Source organism: Mesorhizobium kowhaii (genome assembly GCF_042431665.1).
Classification (GTDB): domain Bacteria; phylum Pseudomonadota; class Alphaproteobacteria; order Rhizobiales; family Rhizobiaceae; genus Mesorhizobium; species Mesorhizobium kowhaii.
Genome location: NZ_JBHLYT010000235.1, coordinates 1 through 17,726 on the forward strand (window position 1 = coordinate 1; position 17,726 = coordinate 17,726).

The 17,726-nt window shown below is 61.9% G+C and carries 23 protein-coding genes; 11 read left to right on the forward strand and 12 right to left on the reverse strand.

Translation table 11 applies throughout. The annotated features are described in order from the left end of the window. Nucleotides 1–99 precede the first annotated feature (99 nt). Complete coding sequence (locus ACFFNA_RS39900) at nt 100–831, reverse strand: hypothetical protein (protein WP_378925864.1); 732 nt, start codon at nt 829–831, stop codon at nt 100–102. Between the two features lie 123 nt (nt 832–954). On the opposite strand from ACFFNA_RS39900, the gene ACFFNA_RS39905 reads away from it, so the two are divergent. Next, on the forward strand, nt 955–1,296 hold the full coding sequence (locus ACFFNA_RS39905) for a DUF6949 family protein (RefSeq protein ID WP_378925869.1): 342 nt from the start codon (nt 955–957) through the stop codon (nt 1,294–1,296). Between the two features lie 19 nt (nt 1,297–1,315). Beyond that, nucleotides 1,316–1,843, forward strand: coding sequence for a gamma carbonic anhydrase family protein (locus ACFFNA_RS39910; RefSeq protein WP_378925871.1), 528 nt, complete (start codon nt 1,316–1,318; stop codon nt 1,841–1,843). 39 nt (nt 1,844–1,882) lie between these two features. On the opposite strand, the gene ACFFNA_RS39915 is transcribed toward ACFFNA_RS39910, so the two are convergent. From ACFFNA_RS39915 to ACFFNA_RS39930, 4 genes are all read right to left on the reverse strand, one after another. Then, on the reverse strand, nt 1,883–2,443 hold the full coding sequence (locus tag ACFFNA_RS39915; protein ID WP_378925874.1) for an ankyrin repeat domain-containing protein: 561 nt from the start codon (nt 2,441–2,443) through the stop codon (nt 1,883–1,885). 220 nt (nt 2,444–2,663) lie between these two features. Further along, nucleotides 2,664–3,272, reverse strand: a complete 609-nt coding sequence (locus tag ACFFNA_RS39920; protein ID WP_378925876.1) for a transglutaminase-like cysteine peptidase — start codon at nt 3,270–3,272, stop codon at nt 2,664–2,666. Nucleotides 3,273–3,553: 281 nt separating this feature from the next. Then, a complete protein-coding gene (locus tag ACFFNA_RS39925) occupies nt 3,554–4,171 on the reverse strand; it encodes a PilZ domain-containing protein (protein ID WP_378925879.1) in 618 nt (205 codons plus the stop codon). 118 nt (nt 4,172–4,289) lie between these two features. Beyond that, complete coding sequence (locus ACFFNA_RS39930; protein ID WP_378925881.1) at nt 4,290–4,922, reverse strand: PAS domain-containing protein; 633 nt, start codon at nt 4,920–4,922, stop codon at nt 4,290–4,292. A 390-nt stretch (nt 4,923–5,312) separates the two neighbouring features. On the opposite strand from ACFFNA_RS39930, the gene ACFFNA_RS39935 reads away from it, so the two are divergent. The 6 genes from ACFFNA_RS39935 to ACFFNA_RS39960 all read left to right on the forward strand — a co-directional run bounded on the left by ACFFNA_RS39935 (nt 5,313) and on the right by ACFFNA_RS39960 (nt 10,181). Further along, nucleotides 5,313–6,074, forward strand: a complete 762-nt coding sequence (locus tag ACFFNA_RS39935) for a rhomboid family intramembrane serine protease (RefSeq protein WP_378925883.1) — start codon at nt 5,313–5,315, stop codon at nt 6,072–6,074. A gap of 88 nt (nt 6,075–6,162) precedes the next feature. Beyond that, on the forward strand, nt 6,163–6,594 hold the full coding sequence (locus ACFFNA_RS39940; RefSeq protein ID WP_378925885.1) for a CBS domain-containing protein: 432 nt from the start codon (nt 6,163–6,165) through the stop codon (nt 6,592–6,594). 230 nt (nt 6,595–6,824) lie between these two features. After that, on the forward strand, nt 6,825–8,324 hold the full coding sequence (gene gatB, locus ACFFNA_RS39945) for an Asp-tRNA(Asn)/Glu-tRNA(Gln) amidotransferase subunit GatB (protein ID WP_111542571.1): 1,500 nt from the start codon (nt 6,825–6,827) through the stop codon (nt 8,322–8,324). Between the two features lie 4 nt (nt 8,325–8,328). Continuing rightward, nucleotides 8,329–8,820, forward strand: a complete 492-nt coding sequence (locus ACFFNA_RS39950; RefSeq protein WP_378925887.1) for a GNAT family N-acetyltransferase — start codon at nt 8,329–8,331, stop codon at nt 8,818–8,820. A gap of 159 nt (nt 8,821–8,979) precedes the next feature. After that, nucleotides 8,980–9,678 carry an AIM24 family protein gene (locus ACFFNA_RS39955; RefSeq protein WP_378925889.1) on the forward strand — a complete coding sequence of 233 codons (699 nt, stop codon included), beginning with the start codon at nt 8,980–8,982 and terminating at the stop codon, nt 9,676–9,678. 158 nt (nt 9,679–9,836) lie between these two features. Next, entirely contained in the window at nt 9,837–10,181 is a 345-nt protein-coding gene (locus ACFFNA_RS39960) for a VanZ family protein (RefSeq protein WP_378925891.1), read from the forward strand. 148 nt (nt 10,182–10,329) lie between these two features. Here ACFFNA_RS39960 and panC read toward each other — a convergent pair whose 3' ends face one another. Both panC and panB read right to left on the reverse strand, forming a co-directional pair. After that, the gene (gene panC, locus ACFFNA_RS39965) at nt 10,330–11,181 is read right to left on the reverse strand and encodes a pantoate--beta-alanine ligase (RefSeq protein WP_378925893.1); all 852 of its coding nucleotides are present in this window, start codon (nt 11,179–11,181) and stop codon (nt 10,330–10,332) included. After that, nucleotides 11,178–12,020, reverse strand: a complete 843-nt coding sequence (gene panB, locus ACFFNA_RS39970) for a 3-methyl-2-oxobutanoate hydroxymethyltransferase (RefSeq protein WP_111542435.1) — start codon at nt 12,018–12,020, stop codon at nt 11,178–11,180. The genes panC and panB overlap by 4 nt, the downstream gene beginning before the upstream one ends. 228 nt (nt 12,021–12,248) lie before the next feature. On the opposite strand from panB, the gene ACFFNA_RS39975 reads away from it, so the two are divergent. The 3 genes from ACFFNA_RS39975 (at nt 12,249) to ACFFNA_RS39985 (ending at nt 13,831) form a co-directional block, all read left to right on the forward strand. Continuing rightward, a complete protein-coding gene (locus ACFFNA_RS39975) occupies nt 12,249–12,647 on the forward strand; it encodes an NADH:ubiquinone oxidoreductase subunit NDUFA12 (RefSeq protein ID WP_111542434.1) in 399 nt (132 codons plus the stop codon). 123 nt (nt 12,648–12,770) lie between these two features. Next, nucleotides 12,771–13,370 (forward strand): DUF2155 domain-containing protein, encoded by a 600-nt coding sequence (locus tag ACFFNA_RS39980; RefSeq protein WP_378925896.1) that lies wholly within the window; start codon nt 12,771–12,773, stop codon nt 13,368–13,370. 74 nt (nt 13,371–13,444) lie between these two features. Next, nucleotides 13,445–13,831: a hypothetical protein gene (locus ACFFNA_RS39985; RefSeq protein WP_378925898.1), complete on the forward strand. Its 387-nt coding sequence runs from the start codon at nt 13,445–13,447 to the stop codon at nt 13,829–13,831. Between the two features lie 12 nt (nt 13,832–13,843). Here ACFFNA_RS39985 and aat read toward each other — a convergent pair whose 3' ends face one another. The 5 genes from aat to ACFFNA_RS40010 form a co-directional block, all read right to left on the reverse strand. Next, nucleotides 13,844–14,461, reverse strand: coding sequence for a leucyl/phenylalanyl-tRNA--protein transferase (gene aat, locus ACFFNA_RS39990; protein WP_378925900.1), 618 nt, complete (start codon nt 14,459–14,461; stop codon nt 13,844–13,846). Nucleotides 14,462–14,473: 12 nt separating this feature from the next. Beyond that, nucleotides 14,474–15,817 carry an acetyl-CoA carboxylase biotin carboxylase subunit gene (gene accC / locus ACFFNA_RS39995; protein WP_378925902.1) on the reverse strand — a complete coding sequence of 448 codons (1,344 nt, stop codon included), beginning with the start codon at nt 15,815–15,817 and terminating at the stop codon, nt 14,474–14,476. Nucleotides 15,818–15,827: 10 nt separating this feature from the next. Next, nucleotides 15,828–16,286 (reverse strand): acetyl-CoA carboxylase biotin carboxyl carrier protein, encoded by a 459-nt coding sequence (gene accB / locus ACFFNA_RS40000; protein ID WP_111542569.1) that lies wholly within the window; start codon nt 16,284–16,286, stop codon nt 15,828–15,830. Between the two features lie 26 nt (nt 16,287–16,312). Then, complete coding sequence (aroQ, locus tag ACFFNA_RS40005) at nt 16,313–16,747, reverse strand: type II 3-dehydroquinate dehydratase (protein WP_378925904.1); 435 nt, start codon at nt 16,745–16,747, stop codon at nt 16,313–16,315. Between the two features lie 149 nt (nt 16,748–16,896). Then, on the reverse strand, nt 16,897–17,700 hold the full coding sequence (locus ACFFNA_RS40010) for a DsbA family protein (protein ID WP_111542429.1): 804 nt from the start codon (nt 17,698–17,700) through the stop codon (nt 16,897–16,899). Between the last annotated feature and the right edge of the window lie 26 nt (nt 17,701–17,726).

The window sequence follows — 17,726 nt, forward strand, 5'->3', positions numbered from 1 at the left end:
TTGATCGGCCCTCCACAAGCCGACCTCCTATGAATCACGCAAACTCTCTCTTGGGAATTCCAAAAACTCGCCCGCCGCTAAAAACCTGCCAAAGTAGTGCTAGTGCCTTGTCTTCAGGAAGCGCGCGGTCTCGGTGGCGATAGCCGCGTCGAGCGCCTGCCAATCGCCCAGAAACTCCCTGGGGAAGCGATAGGTGAGGCTGAGTTCCTCGCCAACGTGGATGTCGCGCTCGCAAGGCGCCAGCGATTCCTCGGCACTCGGCCCGCTCAGGCAGCGGGCCACGAACGGGTCCTTCCCGGGGCGCTTGCCGACAACCAGCACCTCGTTCAGGTAGCCTGATTTCTCATTGAAGCCGTACACCGTCGTGCCGCCGGGGCCCGCAATGCCGGGTTGGGTGATCAACGCGCTGTAGATCGGCGCGAAGCGGCCACTCATGTCGCGCGACATCATCTGCTGTTCGAGGGACAGGAAGATGATGTTTCTGCTTGCCCCCGTGTGATTGAAATCGTCGCGGGCCGGCTCGCTGTAGCCGTCCATCTGGGGATAGCGCAGATAGAGGTCGAGCCGCGAGGCGATGCCGTCGCGCCGGGCCTGGGCGAAACGGATGGCGTTGGCCGGCACGGCGATGACATTGTTGCCGATCACCACCTGCTGGATCGTTGCGTCGTCGGTGTATCCGGCCATGGCGATCGAATGGCCGAACCATTTGCCGCCTACGCTGATCGCTACCGACAGCAGCGCCAGCGCCGCGAATGCGTAGAACACCCGCTTCATCAGCACGGAATCGACCACGGTGAGTTGGGGGCCGTCGGCGATCGTTGCCTGCTTCATCTCAGTCCTCGGATCTAGGCTGCTGTTCGCCTTGGGTGTCCTTGGGCGGCACACATCGCGCGGCACGGCTCTTGCAGCCTCCATGGAACGACTGTGCAATTTCATGGTAAATGGAACGTAAAGATGGGCCCGCTGGAACTCACCGTATTCGCTTTTGTCGTCGGACTGACGGCCTGCGGTCTGGCTGGATCGATGATGGAACTGGTGTCGGGCCGCAAGGTCGCCTTCACCGAGCCCTACGTGACGCCGTCGCATGTGCTGCGCTCGCTGTTCGCCACCGCTTGTGCCGGGCCCTTCATGCTGGTCAACGACGCCCTCGATGCCCGGCGTGAGCGCCGCATTTCGACCTTGGCGCTGATGTCCTGCGGCTGCACGGCGATCGCCTGGTCACTGGCGCTGGGCGTCGTCGTGCTTGCCATTGCCTCATGGTCGATCGGTCTCCTAGGCTCCAGCCTTCCAGCCTGAGACGATTCGGAGACCGAAAATGCCGCTTTATGCGATCGATGGAACAGAGCCCAGCTTCGCGGACGCGGACTCAAACTGGATCGCGCCCGATGCGACGCTGATCGGCGACGTGCGGGTCGGCCGCAATGCCGGCTTCTGGTTTGGCGCCGTCATCCGCGGCGACAATGAGCCGATCGTCATCGGTGCCGACACCAATGTGCAGGAACACACGGTCATGCACACCGATCCCGGCTTTCCGCTGACCATCGGGCAAGGCTGCACGATCGGCCACCGCGCCTTGCTGCATGGCTGCACGATCGGCGACAACAGCCTGATCGGCATGGGCGCCATCGTGCTGAACGGCGCCAGGATCGGCAGGAACTCGCTGGTTGGCGCCGGTGCTCTGGTCACCGAAGGCAAGGAATTTCCGGACAATTCGCTGATCGTCGGCTCGCCGGCCAAAGCGATCAGGGTGCTGGACGAGGCGGCCGTTGCCAGACTGCGCGGCTCGGCGGCGCATTACGTCGCCAACGGCAAGCGCTTCAAGGCCGGATTGAAGAGGGTTTGAGACCAGCCTTGCCCGCCGGTCGTTTCATCGCGCACCAACTCACTGTCGGTTAGATCTGCGCCTGGCCATCGCATCGCGCAGCAAGGAAGCGCCGGCTTCAAACCCGGCAATGTCGGCTTCCTCGGCGGCTGTCCTGTCGTCATCGATGCGGGTTTCGAGCGCCGGGTCGGCGCCCGCCGCCAAAAGCAGGCGGATCGCGTCGACACTGCGGATGGCCACTGAATAGTGAAGCGGCGTCCAGTCGTTCACGCCCCGCATATTGGGGTCGGCGCCACCCTCGATCAGCACTCGCACGATTTCCAGTCTGTCGGCCCGGTCGGCGGACAGCGCGGCAATGATCGCCGGAAATCCCCCGTGATCCTGATAATTCGGATCCGAGCCGGCATCCAGCAAGGTCGAGATGAAGCCTACGGGGCTCCAATAGATCGCATATTCCAGCGGATGCCCGAGGCCGAGCTCGAACGGCATGTGCTCGTCGAACCAGCAGGGCGAGCCGCCCAAGGCCACGCCGAGGCCCTCGAAATCGCCGGCCTTGAAGGCATCGTCGATAGCCTTGAACAGGCGATGGCGCTCGCATCGATCTTCCGGGATTTCCAACATCGCCGTGATCCAGAAGGCGAAACCAACGGCCTATAGTGCCTCGATCTCCTGCCCGTGGAAAGGGACGTCCCGGAACCTGCGAGCCTCCGCCAGAAATGGCGGAGCCGGCCCGGGGACGGGGCCGGCTCCTTTGACCCGGTCGTTGGGGACGGGGAGGGTGGGGACTCGACCGGGTTTCTCCTTAAGCGGTCGCATTCATGCGACGCGCTTGACCTCTGTTTTAGCGGACGCTGGCGACCGCGTCGGAGCGGCCGTCGTTGATCGTCACCCAAACACCGGAGTTCTGGTCTGACTGGCGCTTGAGGTAGGTGTAGTCGGTGTCCGTCCAGGACAGCACCTTGGTTTCCAGATTGTCGAGAATGAATTCCCCGAGGCTGGTGCGCACGGTCAGCACCGCGTGGCCGTCGCCATTCGGCTGGCGCGCAACCGTCATCAGCAGATTGCCGGCCGGCACGCCCGCATCCATCAATTCGCGACGCTTTTCCAGCGCGTAGTCCTCGCAATCGCCATAGCCATTGTCGGGATAGGCCCAGTATTCCTCGACACCGTAATTTTCCATGTCGGTGCGCGGCTTGACCCTTGTGTTGACCGAATTGTTGATGTTGACGATCGTCGCCCACAATTTGCGGGTCAGTTCGACCGGCGCGCCCTTGGGGGTTCTTTCGCTGCATTCGCCAGGTATGCGCTGGCAGAATTCATAATGGCCAACAGGCTGCGTGGTGCGTCCGCCGGTGTGCATATAGGCCGGTCCCGCGGCATATGCTGATCCCCAAGCGGAAAGCTGCATCGCCATTGCCACCAGCAACAGCTTGCCCCTCGTCTTCTTCATTGTTGTAGTCTCCCCGTTCGAAGGAGACATTGCCACATGTGGATTTATTTGAGGCAAAAGCGCGAAGTAGATATTGAGTAAAACCTCAATAGAATAAACATAAAATTTGAATCATTTGAGTATTAAATCGTTTGGATTTTTGGGACCGCGGCTCGGCGAGCCCCTATGGCATGCAGGCCTTGTCGGGAACGGCATCGGACTGTCGAAGCTTCTCCGTCTAGGCATGAAAATACAAAAAACCGGCCACAAGGGCCGGTTCCTGGAGCGCTCTGTCGGCCTCGTCAGGCGCGCGGCGTGTTGAATTCGGAATCGAGCGTTTCGGGGCGCTGGATGACGGCGAATTCGATGGCGACGCCGTCCTCGAAATGGCGAACGATCTGCCCGCGCATGGTGCCGAGCATGACCTGGATGCCGATCGCCGGCTTGACGTCGATCTCGATCGCGGCGCCGGAAAGCGACAGGTCGATGATACGGCACTGGTACTGACGGCCGTCGGTGAGCTGCAGCACGCTGGTCGGATTGCGTGGCGCGACGCGCTCGTGCCGGCGGTCTTCCGGCAGGTCGAGCTCGTGCTTGTTGGCAAGCCAGGTCAATTGCGCGGCAAGCTTGTCCTTCTTGCGATCGGACGCGATGACAGTCATCGCGAAACCGTCCTGCAAGGTACGCGTGACGACACCTTCGATGCGGCCGATATGGTCGATATAGGCGATGACTTTTTCGCCGGGCATGCCGATGCGGTCGGTGCGAAACGCTACATTGCCCGGTGACATATCGACGACCTGGCAGGGGTGTTCGGTGCGGTCTTCCAGCATGAAGCGCCCGTAAATCTTGACCCGGACGCGCTGAAAGTTACGCCTTTCAGCTTGGGACGGCGCGTAGTCGATCGCCGCTGACCTCATGACTGCCTACACCCTGTTTGGCATCCCGCGCGTCGATGCGAGGAACTTCATCAGAGAAGTACAACAATGGGGGTTAACAAAGGGGAAAAGCAGGTCCTGTTACTGCGAGATTTGCCGTCTATTCCTCGCGCCCGCCATCGAAGACGACGAGATGGCGGATGCGGCGCGCGCGGCCGAGCGCCGATATCGTCTCGGGTGCTTCGAGTTCGTCGGGAACGAGCGAGGGAACATCGATCGCCGGACGGTTGTTGAGGAGCTCCTTCTCCGGATCGATGACGCGGATCGAATCGATCAAGGCGTCGGTGATCGGATCGGCACCCAGCCAGAAGGGCTTCTCCACGGCGCTGATCACGCCCAGGCAGCGCGGATTTTCGACGCCGCCGTCAAGCGGCAGGGCAAGCAGTTCGAACTTGTTGGAACGGCCGTTGCGGCTGAAACCTTCAAAGGCGATGAGCACGACCGACTTCTGGTCGAAGACGCCATGGATCAGCCGCGAGACGAGCCGCTGATCCTTCTCGCGCCACAGCGACGGAAAGGAGAACCCCTTGAGTTCGCGGCCATAGCAGGCGCAAAGCCTGGTGCCGGCCAGCCGGAAGACGGCTTGCCCGCGCGTGTCCCTTTCCAGGATGAATGTATCGGCCAGCAGCGACTTGATGTCGGCGGGCTCCACCTCCGAACGCTTCGGGGCGGGGCGTCCGTCACGCAGGCGGTTCCAATATTGGAACAGCGTGATCGATCCGTTCTGGTTCATGCTATGCTGCTCCGCGCAATCTGTCGTCTGATGTCCCATCGGTGAACAGAAGGGCGCCCTCCGATGACCTACATGCGTTGCGGAGCAGGAAGCGTGCCAGCGTCGTTAACACTTGTTCACGGGTCGGGGCCGTTAAGGTTAACAAGTGGTTTACGTTGCATCGAAGCGGCCCCCATGGCACACAAAAACCACTCCAGAAGCGGTCGTTTCGCGACGATCGGCAGCACTTCAGTCAAGAGTTTTAGGGGAGCATGGGGCTCGACCAGCCGTTCAAGGGAAACCTTGAACGGCTTCTTTTTTGATTCGCGATGGGGCGATTCGCCGTTTGCGGTTCGTTCGGGGGTGATCTAGATGCTCGAACCCGAATCCCGTGCTTGAGTGCAATTTCATATGAGCGAACCGCAAGGCCCCTCGGAAATCGAGCCGATCGAGGATGCACCCGAACAGCGGCGCGAGCCGGTGTTCAATCTGCCACCTGTCGTGCTGGCGGTGATCGGCATCTGCGCGGTCGTCTATCTGTTGCAGCAGTACGTGCTGACGCAGGAACAGCAACTGACGCTGCTTTACGACGGGGCCTTCATCCCTGTCCTCTACACCGGGCAATACGGCTTCGACTGGTTCCTTTTCTCTCGCCCGTTCACCTACGCCTTCCTTCATGGCAGCTTTGCCCATATTGCCATCAACATGGTCTGGCTCGCCGCTTTCGGTTCGCCATTGGCAAATCGCCTGGGGACGCTCTGGTTCGCGCTGTTCTTTGCCGTGACCGGGCTGGCTTCGGTTGCGCTTTTCTGGGCCATGCATCCGTATGGAGAAGCGCCGCTCGTCGGGGCATCGGGCGCTATTTCTGGCATGATGGGCGCTGCCGCGCGTTTCGGTTTCCGCACCGACCGCTCGTCGGCGGGCAAGGCCGCCTTCGCCGGCCCTGTGCTGCCAATCGCCATCGTACTGCGCTCGCGCGGCGTCGTGATCTTCCTTGCCGTGTGGATGATCATCAATCTCGCCACCGGCCTTCTCGGCTTTGCCCCGGGAATTGAGGGCCAGATCGCCTGGGAGGCCCATATTGGCGGCTTCGTCGCCGGCTTCTTCGGCTTGCGCTGGTTCGACCGACGATGGCAGGCGCCTGAATGGGAGACCACCGACCGCCGCACTTGAAATGCAACCGATCACGGCGCACGATGTTCACTCTTATGTGAAAGCCGGTCAGGGCAGGAAACCGGCAGTCAAAGCAGAGGAGGACGCCATGACGGTTAAGGCAATTCTCGAGAAAAAAGGCCACGACGTATTGACGCTCGGGCCGAACGAAAAGCTTAGCGAAGCCATCCGCATCCTTGCCGAACACAAGATTGGCGCGCTGGTCATCACCAATGGCGATCACAAGATCGTCGGCATTCTTTCAGAGCGCGACATCGTGCGGGTTGTCGCCAGGGAAGGCGCAGGCGCGCTCGATATCGCCGTGCGCTCGGCAATGACGCCAAAGGTGAAGATCTGCAATGAGAACCACACGGTCAACGAGGTGATGGAGATCATGACCAAGGGCCGTTTCCGCCATCTGCCGGTGGAAAAAGACGGCATGCTCGATGGCATCGTGTCCATCGGCGACGTGGTCAAGCGCCGCATAGAGGATGTCGAGCGCGAGGCCGACGAGATCAGGGCCTACATCGCCACCGCTTGAGCGATGAACGAAACCGCCGGCCGGTGAACCGACCGGCGGAGCCATAGTCTACCGGTTGTCGAGTTCGGAACGGACGAATTCAAGCCCGCGCGGGGGCGAAGCGGCTGAAAAGGCCAGCCTGTGGCTTTACGCTTGTCTCTTTTGGCGGTTTGCACTAGCGAATGACTTCCACGTTCGACGTGAAATTCACGTTCAAATGTGAGTTCAGTCACCGCAATTCGCAGGCCGCCATGACCCTCATCGATACCCGTACCCCTGACGCGAAACGCCTGATCCCCGGCGCCACCGGCGACTGGGAGATCATCATCGGGCTCGAGGTCCATGCGCAGATCACCTCGGAAGCAAAGCTGTTTTCCGGCGCCTCGACCGCTTTCGGCGCAGCACCCAATGCCAATGTCAGCCTCGTCGACGCCGCCATGCCGGGCATGCTGCCCGTCATCAACGAGGAATGCGTCAAGCAGGCGATCCGCACCGGCCTTGGCCTGAAGGCGCAGATCAACCACAAATCCGTCTTCGACCGGAAGAATTATTTCTATCCGGACCTGCCGCAGGGCTACCAGATCTCGCAGTTCAAGCAGCCGATCGTCGGCGAGGGCACGGTGATCGTCTCGGTCGGCCCGGACCGTCAGGGCGAATTCGAGGACATCGAGGTCGGCATCGAGCGCCTGCATCTGGAACAGGATGCCGGCAAGTCGATGCACGACCAGCATCCAACCATGTCCTATGTCGATCTCAACCGCTCCGGCGTGGCCCTGATGGAGATCGTCTCCAAGCCCGACATGCGCTCGGCCGATGAAGCCAAGGCCTATGTCACCAAGCTGCGCACCATCGTGCGCTATCTCGGCACCTGCGACGGCAACATGGATGAAGGCTCGATGCGCGCCGACGTCAACGTCTCGGTGCGCAAGCCGGGCGGCGAGTTCGGTACGCGCTGCGAGATCAAGAACGTCAATTCGATCCGCTTCATCGGCCAGGCCATCGACTATGAGGCACGCCGGCAGATCGCCATTCTCGAGGATGGCGGCAAGATCGACCAGGAGACGCGGCTGTTCGACGCCGTCAAGGGCGAGACGCGCTCGATGCGCACCAAGGAAGAGGCGCATGACTACCGCTATTTCCCCGATCCCGACCTCTTGCCGCTGGAATTCGATCAGGCCTATGTCGACGCGCTGGCTGGGGAATTGCCGGAATTGCCCGACGACAAGAAGGCGCGGCTGATCGCGTCGCTCGGCCTGTCGACCTATGACGCTTCGATCCTGGTCTCGGAAAAGCCGATCGCCGACTATTTCGAGAAGGTGGCTGCCGGCCGCGACGGCAAGCTTGCCGCAAACTGGGTCATCAACGATCTTCTCGGGCAATTGAACAAGGCCGGCAAGGATATTGAAAACGCTCCGGTTTCGCCCGATCAGCTCGGCGCGGTCATCGATCTGATCAAGGATGGCACCATTTCCGGCAAGATCGCCAAGGACCTGTTCGAGATCGTCTGGAACGAGGGTGGCGATCCGCGCCAGCTGGTCGAAAGCCGTGGCATGAAGCAGGTCACCGACACCGGCGCCATCGAGAAGGCAGTCGACGAGGTGATCGCTGCCAACCCCGACAAGGTCGAACAGGCTCGCGCCAAGCCGAGCATGGCAGGCTGGTTCGTCGGCCAGGTGATGAAGGCGACCGGCGGCAAGGCCAACCCGCAAGCGGTGAACGACCTCGTCAAGGCCAAGCTGGGCATCGAGTAAGGCGGTGTTCGTCCGCACCGCCAGCGAGCGCGATCTTATTGCCGTCCGCGCGCTGCTGGTCGAGACCTGGCATGCGACCTATGACGCTATCTACGGCGCTGCCAAGGTGACCGAGATCACCGACGACTGGCACTCGATTGCGTCGCTGCGGTCGCGGCTGACCAAGCCGGTCAGCGAGTTCCTCGTTGCCGATGATGGCAAGCGCATCGGCGGCATGGCTCTTGCCGAATGCGTCGACAGCGGCAAACTGGTTGTCCTGAAACAGCTCCACGTGCTTCCTAGCCTGCAGGGACGAGGTATCGGCGGTATGCTCCTCGATGAGATCATCGAGAGTTTCCCAGAAGCCCGCGCCGTCCGTCTGGAGGTGGAGGAGCAGAACACGCGCGCCATCGCCTTCTACGAGGCGAACGGCTTCGTGCGATCCGCCGATGTCGGCAAACACACCGATGCCTCGGGAAAGCCGACGCTCGTCTACAACAGGCCTCTTGTCGGCTGACCGTCGTCTGCTGGCATACGTATGATCACCTTCGCGCGAGCGGTGCGATGGAGGGGACGTTTTCGTTTGACGGCCCGAGGGTCCGGCACCAAAGCTGCTTTAGCTGACCATGCGGAAGCTGGAACGAGCCGGTACGCAGGCGGCGCGCGGGGGATTTTCATGCCGAGCTTACCGGAACTGATGCCGACACAGGTGTCGGACGAAACCTTTGGCGATGTCACCTATCATATCGCGGGCGAACTGGTGCCGGTGCTTTCGGTCGACGTGACGCGAATGCCAGTCTATTTCGAGCACCACATCCTGCTGTGGAAGAATTCCACCATCAGCATCGGCCTGAAATCGCTGAAGGGTGCGCTGAAACGCATGATGGCCGGCATGCAGATCTTCGTCACCGAAGCGTCGGGGGCGGGCATCATCGCCTTCAGCCGCGATGGGCCTGGCCACATCGTACCGATCCATCTCAGGCGTGGCGAGGAGATCCAGGTGCGCGAGCACCAGTTCCTCGCCGCCACCGGCAATGTCGACTACAGCTTCGAGCGCGTGCGCGGCCTGGCGACGATGCTGTTTGGCCAGAGCGGCTTCTTCATCGATCGCTTTCGCGGCGATGCCGGCGATGGCATCGTCTGGCTGCATGGCTATGGCAACGTCTTTGAAAAGACGCTCGCCGCTGGCGAGACCATCGACATCGAGCCCGGCGGCTGGCTGTTCAAGGATGTCTCGGTCAGGATGGAGACCAAGATCGATCGCCTGTCGAGCGGCTTCTTCGGCGCCAACATGAATTTCATCGTCAACCGCTTCACCGGTCCAGGCCGGATCGGCATCCAGTCGATGTATCTGCACATGCCGACCGAGGAATAGGCGACAATCAGGGTGCGTCAGGTCCGGTCCGAAAAAAGTCACCCGTGGGTCCATCGCAAACGTCAAAGCGCCGTCGATGCTGGCCGTCATCGGTTCCGTATCCGGCCATGCGTCATCTCAGCGTTTGCTGTGCCGGCTTACGACGGATATGCAGGAACATGATCAAACTGTCCCGCATTGCAGCGTCGGCGCTGCTCGCCATCATCATTTTCGCAACCCTGTCGCCGATCCAGATGCGGCCGCACATAGCCGAGGCGAATGTTGAGCGCGCCTTGGCGTATGTGCTGTTGGGCTTCGTCCTGGCGCTCGGCTTCCCCAATCGTCTGTATCAAGCAGCGATCTTTGTGGTTGCGACCGCCGGCGTCCTGGAACTGCTTCAGATCATTGATCCCGGCCGCCACGCGCAGTTTGCCGATGCACTCGTGAAAGCATCAGCCGGGGTTATTGGGATCGTTGCGGGGCAACTGTTCGTCAGGACCAGCGGACGAATGAGAGAGAGGTAGGCGCGGCAGCAAACCGCCGCGCTAGAGCAATTCCAGGAAAAGTGTGAAACGGTTTTCCCGGGAAAAGCGCGTAGCGCTTTCCCTTAGGGAATTGCGTCAAAACAAAGAGATAGAGCGGTTCGGCGTTTCCGTGAAACGATGAACCGCGCTAGGCGGAGGGAACGTCCACATTGTCGATCAGCCTGGTCTTGCCGAGCCAGGCGGCCGCAAGCAGGCGCCCATCGCGGTCGTGACGCCATGGCGCGAGCGTCAGGCTTTCGCGGGCCTCGACATAGTCGACCTCGCGGAAACCGGCCGCGATCAGGGCACGGCTGGTTCTGCCGGTCGCGTCGCCTTGATCCGCGCCGGCTGCCAGGTCAGTAGCCGTTTTTCTCAGGATCACGTTGAACTGGCGGGCGATCTTGAGTTCGGCTTCGCCGAGATAGGCGTTGCGTGACGACATGGCGAGACCATGTGCGTCGCGTATCGTCGGTGCGCCGATGATCTCTATGGGGAGGTCGAGGTCGCGGCAGAGTTGCCTGACGACGCAAAGCTGCTGGTAGTCCTTCTCGCCAAAGATCGCGCAGTCAGGCGTTGCCTGCAGGAAGAGCTTTGCCACCACGGTGGCGACACCGTCGAAAAACGTCGGCCGGAAGTCCGATTCGAGCCCGGCGGAAGGGCCGCCCACCGAGATCCTGGTGGCAAAGCCGGTGGGATACATCTCGCCAACCGTCGGCGTGAAGGCAAGGTCCGCTCTGGCCATTCCCAACCGGTCGAGATCGTGGGCGAGTTGGCGCGGGTACTTGTCTAGGTCTTCCGTCGGCGCGAACTGCGTCGGGTTGACGAAGATCGACACGACGCAGCGGTCGGCTCTTTCGAGCGCGATTCTGACCAGCGAGATGTGCCCGTCATGCAGCGCGCCCATAGTCGGCACCATGGCGACACGAAGGCCGTCGCGCCGCCAGTCGCGGATTTGCGCGCGCAGTGCGGCAACGCTGTCGACGACGACGGGCCGGCTCATGCGTCATCCCCGCGCTTTGTCGCCGAAAAGACATGGTCGGGGCCAGGGAATGTCCGGCTTCGTACCTCCGCTGCATAGTGCTCGGCGGCACGCGAGATCACGCTGCGCAGGTCGGCATATTCCTTGACGAATTTCGCCACCCGGTCGACGGTCAGACCGACCATGTCGTCGATGACCAGGATCTGGCCATCGCAGTCGCCGCTGGCGCCGATGCCGATGGTTGGAATGGCGATGCGGCGAGTAATGTCGGCGGCGACGGTCTCGACCGTGCCTTCGATGACGACCGAGAAGGCCCCGGCGCTTTCGACCGCTTGCGCATCGCCAAACAGCGCTGCCACATTCTCGTCCGTGCGGCCCTTGATCCTGTAGCCGCCGTCCTTCTCGACCGATTGCGGCAGCAGGCCGATGTGTCCCATGACCGGAATGCCGGCAGCGACGATGGCCGCGATCTGGTGGGCCATGTCGACGCCGCCTTCCAGTTTCACCGCCTGGCAGCCGGTTTCGTCGACTATCCGTCGCGCCGAGGCGACGGCTTGTGCTGCCGATTCCTCATAGCTGCCGGCCGGCATGTCGACGACAACGCAAGCCTTGGCCGAACCGCGCATCACCGCTTGCCCATGCGCGATCATCATCTCGAGCGAGGCACCCAGCGTCGTCTTGTGCCCGTGCAGCACCATGGCGACGCTGTCGCCGACCAGAAGCAGGTCGACATGGTCGTCGAGCAAGCGGGCGATGGGATAGGTGTAAGCCGTGAGGCAGACAATCGGTGTGCCGCCCTTGCGGCGGCGAATCGTGTCGGCGCTGATGCGAATGTCGGTGGTCGGCAATTCCGTGGCCAATCGTCACCCCCTTCGGCCTGCGGCGGGTTGGATACCTGCTTGGGCGCGCAAAGCTTTAGAAAGACCGCAAAGGCTTGGCAAGCGCGCATCTTGCGGTCGAGAAGATCACGCGCTTGTGTCGGGTTTCCCGGCAAGCCATTTGCGTGCTCCCTGCGGCAAAACCCTTGCCTTCCCGAAGGCCTGACGCCATAAGCAGGAAACGGGCGCTGCCAGCGCGAGGGTTCTGAGATGAAGACTTTCCTTACGCAGTTTTTCACCTGGTGGAACAGCCAGACGCTGGGAACGCGCCTGCACACTTGGCGGCATGGAAAGAAGGTCGGCCAGGACGAGACGGGCAACGTCTATTACGAAGGCGGCATCGATTCGGAAGGCCGCACGCGCCGCTGGGTCATCTACCGCAATTATTCGGAAGCCTCCGCGATACCGCCCGGCTGGCATGGCTGGATGCATCACCGTGTCGATGTCGCGCCGACCAGCGAGGACTACCAGCCGCGCGACTGGCAGAAGCCACATCAGCCCAATCTGACCGGCACGCCTTCAGCCTATCGCCCGAAGGGCTCGGTGCTGACCAATCAGCATCGGCCGCAGGTCACGGGCGACTATGACGCCTGGACACCCGGGTCGTAACGGGTGGGTGCAGGCCGGTCCTTTATCGCCACAATTGGTGTTTAGCTGCTTGCTGATCAGAAAACGGCGACTAGCCTTGGCGATCGACAGAATCACCCGGGCGCGAACCACCGGTACCCCTAGATGAGCTTTTTCAACCGAATATCGACGGGCGCCCTGACGCTAGCCGCCGGTCTTGCCGTCAGCACCGCGGCCTTTGCCGCTTCGCCTGAACCCGCACCCGCTGCACCGGCGCCGGCGGCGCCCGCGGGAGCGGACCGGGTCACCAATCCCGTCGCCGAGTTTGCCGGCATCGACAAGATCACCGGCCGCATCATCACCTTCGATGTCTATATCGACGAGACGGTGCAGTTCGGTGCTTTACAGGTGACGCCGCGCGTCTGCTATTCGCGGCCGCAGACCGAAGAGCCGAAGACTGATTCCTTCGTCGAGGTCGACGAGATCACGCTCGACCGAAAGATCCGCCGCATCTTCACCGGCTGGATGTTTGCCGAAAGCCCCGGCCTCAACGCCGTCGAACATGCCGTCTATGACGTCTGGCTGAAGGAATGCAAGCAGAAGTCGGATGTGCCGGCGCCCGACGCCGCCAAGGCTGACGCGACCAAAGCCGACGCTTCGAAGCCTGCCGCGGCCAATCCGAAGCCTGCTGCCACTCCGGATGTGGCACAGCCCGATTCCACGGAGCCGGACACCACCGAACCGGATACCACCGAAGCCAATTGATCCTCTGGAACCGTCCTGGCCACCATGCGTTTGGCACGGATGACGGCGCATTCATGCGTATGGAGGATCTTCCAATGTCAGACAGCAAGCGGATCACCGCCGGCAAGGCGGAATTGCTCGAACTCGAAAAGGGGTTCTGGACGGGCGACGCGGCCTACTACGCGGCAAATGCCGACACCGAATGCCTGGTGGCATTTCCGCAGATGGCCAAGGCGATGGACAATGCCGATCTCGCCAAGACCGCAACCAAACCCAATCGCTGGCGCGATCTCGACATCGAGCTCAAGGGAATAATTGAACCCGGCAGCGACATCATCATGCTGACCTACGAGGCGCATGCAACGCGGGAGAACGGTGAACCCTACGCAGCGCTGGTCAGCACCGGCTACGTCCATCGCGTCAATGGCTGGAAGATGATGTTCCATTCGCAGACGCCATTGGAAGCCGCGGCCGGGAAGTAAGAGGCTCGATCGTCAGGGATAGAATACGGCCTCGCCCTTCAGCGCGTCGGCCAGCATCTTCTCATACTTGCCGCGCGGCACGTCGACCGCGCCGAAGCGCTTGAGGTGCTCGGTGGTGAACTGCGTATCAAGTAACGCGAAGCCTCGCGCCTTCAACCGCTCGACGAGATAATAAAGGCAGGTCTTGGAAGCGTCCGTCTCCCTGGCGAACATGCTTTCGCCAAAGAACACCCGGCCAAGCGATACGCCATAGAGGCCGCCGACCAGCCGATCCTCGCGCCATGCCTCGACCGAATGACAATGCCCTATCCGATGCAGCTGCACATAGGCTTCGCGGATCGGCGCATTGATCCAGGTCGACCGGCGCTCCTCGCGCTTTTCGGCACAGCCGTCGATCGTCGCTTCGAAATCGAAATCGAAACGAATGTCGAAAGGATGCTTCTTGATCGTTTTCCTGAGGCTTTTCGGCGTGTGAAAACCATCAAGCGGGATGATGCCGCGCGTTTCCGGCCGCACCCAGAACACCTCCGGGTCGCCGGCACTTTCAGCCATCGGGAAGACGCCCGAGGCATAGGCCTTGAGCAAAAGGTCGGTCGGGATGCGATAGCCGGGCGCGTAGGGACGGGTCATCGCTTCCCCGGACTACTCTTCCTTGGCCAGGTATTTTTCCAGCCAGTGGATGTCATAGTCGCCGTTGGCGATGTCGGCATTGCCGACGAGATCGCGAAACAGCGGCAACGTCGTCTTGATACCGTCGACGACGAATTCGTCCAGCGCGCGCCGCAGCCGCATCATGCACTCGACGCGGTTGCGCCCATGCACGATCAGCTTGCCGATCAGGCTGTCGTAGTAGGGCGGGATCTTGTAGCCGGAATAGACGCCGGAATCGACGCGGATGCCCAAGCCGCCCGGCGTATGGAAGTGGGTGATCGTGCCGGGCGAGGGGGTGAAGGTCCGCGGATCCTCGGCGTTGATGCGGCATTCGATGGCGTGGCCGTTGAACTTGATGTCTTCCTGCTTGACCGAAAGTCCGCCGCCCGACGCCACGCGGATCTGCTCGTGCACGAGGTCGATGCCGGTGATCGCTTCGGTCACCGGATGCTCGACCTGCAGGCGCGTGTTCATCTCGATGAAATAGAATTCGCCATTCTCGTAGAGGAACTCGATCGTGCCGGCGCCGGAATAACCGAGGTCGGCGATCGCCTTGGCGCAGACGCCGCCGATGCGCGCGCGCTCCTCGGCATTGAGGGCTGGCGAGGGCGCCTCTTCCCAGACCTTCTGGTGGCGACGCTGCAGCGAACAGTCGCGCTCGCCGAAATGCACGCCGCGGCCAAAGCCGTCGCCGAACACCTGCACCTCGATGTGGCGCGGCTTTTCCAGGTATTTCTCGATGTAGACGGCATCGTCGCCGAAGGCAGCACCGGCTTCCGAGCGCGCCGTCTGCAAGGCGACTTCGAGGTCGGCCTCGGTATGCGCCACCTTCATGCCGCGTCCGCCGCCGCCGGCCGACGCCTTGATGATCACGGGATAGCCGATCTCGCCGGCAATGCGCCTGGCCTCCTTTTCATCGGTAACCGCACCGTCAGAACCGGGCACCACCGGAATGCCGAGACGTTTTGCGGTGCGCTTGGCCTCGATCTTGTCGCCCATGATGCGGATATGGTCGCCGGACGGGCCGATGAAGGTGATGTTGTGGGCGGCCAGGATGTCGGCGAACTTGGCGTTCTCAGACAGGAAGCCATAGCCCGGATGCACGGCATCGGCGCCGGTGATCTCGCAGGCCGCGACGATCTGATGGATGTTGAGGTAGCTGTCTCGCGATGGCGGCGGCCCGATGCAGACGCTCTCGTCGGCCAGCCGCACATGCATGGCGTCGGCGTCGGCGGTCGAATGCACCACCACCGTCTGGATGCCGAGTTCCTTGCAGGCGCGCAGCACCCGAAGCGCGATTTCGCCGCGATTGGCGATGAGGATCTTCTGAAACATCCGGCCCGCTCTACTCGATCACGACGAGCGGCATGCCGTATTCGACCGGCGTCGCATCCTCGAACAGGATCGCCGTCACCGTGCCGGTGCGCGGCGAGGGAATCTGGTTCATCGTCTTCATCGCCTCGATGATCAGCAGCGTCTGGCCTTCCTTGACCTTCTGACCGACTTCGATGAACGCCTTGGCGTCCGGCGATGGCGCCAGGTAGGCGGTGCCGACCATGGGCGAGGTTACCGCATTCTTCGACACGTCGACCACCGCCGGGGCTGCCGCAGCAATGGGCTGACCGGCCGACGGCGCATAGGCCGGCTGGGGTGCCGCGATCGCGTGCACGGCCGGTGCCTGCCGCGAGACACGCACTTTCAGGTCGCCCAGTTCAACCTCGATCTCGGTGAGGTTGGTGTCGTTCAGTATGCCCGCCAGATCGCGGATCAGCTGCTGGTCAACACCGGTCTTCTTTATCGACATTTTCGAGCCTTCTGTTTGTTGGCCGGTCATAGGCGTGCGGCCAGCGCCTGTAGCGCCAGCGTGTAGCCGAGCGGCCCAAAGCCACAGATCATGCCGACGGCAACCGGCGCGACCATGGACACGTGGCGGAATGGTTCCCGCGCATGGATGTTGGAAAGATGAACTTCGGCGACGGGCAGCGGCGCGATGGCGCGGATGGCGTCGTGAATAGCGATCGAGGTGTGGCTGTAGGCACCCGGATTGATGACGATACCGGCAGCCTTGTCGCCGGCTTCCTGGATCCAGTCGACAAGGTCGCCCTCGTGATTCGACTGGCGGAAATCGATCTCGAGGCCAAGCGCCGCGCCGGCCTGCTTGCAGTCGTCGGCGATCGCGGCAAGCGTCTTGCCGCCATAGATGCCCGGCTCGCGCTTGCCGAGCGCGTTGAGATTGGGACCGTTCAGGACGAAAACCGTTTTCAAAAAAGCCGACCTTTCCCGGCGCCGACATCAAGCCGGCGCGCTGGGCCCTCTATAATGGGCATAGACGCCTGCGAAAAGAGCGCAAGTGCGATCTTTCACTGTCCACAACGCGCGGAAATGTGCCCGTGAGAATGTGCTCGTGAGCAAAATCAGAGCGCGGCTTTCGCCGCCTCGATCTTTTCAGCCAGCACTTCCTGTCCAAGCGCCCCGAAAACGACCTCGTTGCCGACCACATAGGACGGCGTTCCGGTGATCGCCAGCTTGTTGGCAAGATCGTAGGTCTTGGAGAAGGCCTCGGTGATCGACGGATCCTTCATCTTCTCGCGCAGCGTCGCTTCGTCGGCGCCGAGCGAAAGCGCGATCTTGATCGCCGCCGCCTCGGTGGCGCGTCCCTGGCCGCCGAGCAGCGCGTTGTGGAACTCGCCATACTTTTCCGGCTTCATCAGGTGGAAGGCCATCGAAACGACGCTCGCCTTCTGCGAATCCGGTCCGAGGATCGGGAATTCCTTGAGCACGAAGCGCAGGTCCGGATCGGACTTGGTCAGCGCCCGCATGTCGTCGATGGCGCGTTTGCAGAAGCCGCAATTGTAATCGTAGAACTCGACGATGGTGACCTTGCCGTTCGGGTTGCCGACGACGCCGTCGAAGGCCGAGTTGAAGATCTGGTCCTTGGCATCCTTGATGACGCCGAGATGGGCGATGCGCTGCTCTTCCTTCTGCTTGGCTTCGAGCGCGTCCTGGACCTCCAGAAGGACTTCCGGGTTCTTCAGCAGATAGTCGCGGATGATGCCTTCGACCTCGGTGCGGTCGATCTTGGTGTCGGCCGCCGCCGTCTGTGCGGGCTGTGCCGTACCGGCCTTGGCAATCTGCGGGTTTCCGGCCACGAATCCGAAAGCCAGCATGGCCAGGGCGGCCGCAACCCCCGTGGTGCCCAGCAGCAGTGCCTTTTTCATCGTTCCTGTTCCTTCTACCTGTTTTC

Coding starts and splice junctions, on each gene's coding strand:
- ACFFNA_RS39915 (WP_378925874.1), bottom strand. CDS start 2,443: ATGTTGGAAATCCCGGAAGATCGATGCGAGCGCCATCGCCTGTTCAAG.
- ACFFNA_RS39960 (WP_378925891.1), top strand. CDS start 9,837: ATGATCAAACTGTCCCGCATTGCAGCGTCGGCGCTGCTCGCCATCATC.
- ACFFNA_RS39920 (WP_378925876.1), bottom strand. CDS start 3,272: ATGAAGAAGACGAGGGGCAAGCTGTTGCTGGTGGCAATGGCGATGCAG.
- ACFFNA_RS40010 (WP_111542429.1), bottom strand. CDS start 17,700: ATGAAAAAGGCACTGCTGCTGGGCACCACGGGGGTTGCGGCCGCCCTG.
- ACFFNA_RS39900 (WP_378925864.1), bottom strand. CDS start 831: ATGAAGCAGGCAACGATCGCCGACGGCCCCCAACTCACCGTGGTCGAT.
- accC (WP_378925902.1), bottom strand. CDS start 15,817: ATGTTTCAGAAGATCCTCATCGCCAATCGCGGCGAAATCGCGCTTCGG.
- ACFFNA_RS39935 (WP_378925883.1), top strand. CDS start 5,313: ATGAGCGAACCGCAAGGCCCCTCGGAAATCGAGCCGATCGAGGATGCA.
- ACFFNA_RS39975 (WP_111542434.1), top strand. CDS start 12,249: ATGAAGACTTTCCTTACGCAGTTTTTCACCTGGTGGAACAGCCAGACG.
- ACFFNA_RS39985 (WP_378925898.1), top strand. CDS start 13,445: ATGTCAGACAGCAAGCGGATCACCGCCGGCAAGGCGGAATTGCTCGAA.
- ACFFNA_RS39930 (WP_378925881.1), bottom strand. CDS start 4,922: ATGAACCAGAACGGATCGATCACGCTGTTCCAATATTGGAACCGCCTG.
- ACFFNA_RS39905 (WP_378925869.1), top strand. CDS start 955: ATGGGCCCGCTGGAACTCACCGTATTCGCTTTTGTCGTCGGACTGACG.
- ACFFNA_RS39940 (WP_378925885.1), top strand. CDS start 6,163: ATGACGGTTAAGGCAATTCTCGAGAAAAAAGGCCACGACGTATTGACG.
- ACFFNA_RS39925 (WP_378925879.1), bottom strand. CDS start 4,171: ATGAGGTCAGCGGCGATCGACTACGCGCCGTCCCAAGCTGAAAGGCGT.
- ACFFNA_RS39980 (WP_378925896.1), top strand. CDS start 12,771: ATGAGCTTTTTCAACCGAATATCGACGGGCGCCCTGACGCTAGCCGCC.
- panC (WP_378925893.1), bottom strand. CDS start 11,181: ATGAGCCGGCCCGTCGTCGTCGACAGCGTTGCCGCACTGCGCGCGCAA.
- aat (WP_378925900.1), bottom strand. CDS start 14,461: ATGACCCGTCCCTACGCGCCCGGCTATCGCATCCCGACCGACCTTTTG.
- ACFFNA_RS39910 (WP_378925871.1), top strand. CDS start 1,316: ATGCCGCTTTATGCGATCGATGGAACAGAGCCCAGCTTCGCGGACGCG.
- gatB (WP_111542571.1), top strand. CDS start 6,825: ATGACCCTCATCGATACCCGTACCCCTGACGCGAAACGCCTGATCCCC.
- accB (WP_111542569.1), bottom strand. CDS start 16,286: ATGTCGATAAAGAAGACCGGTGTTGACCAGCAGCTGATCCGCGATCTG.
- ACFFNA_RS39955 (WP_378925889.1), top strand. CDS start 8,980: ATGCCGAGCTTACCGGAACTGATGCCGACACAGGTGTCGGACGAAACC.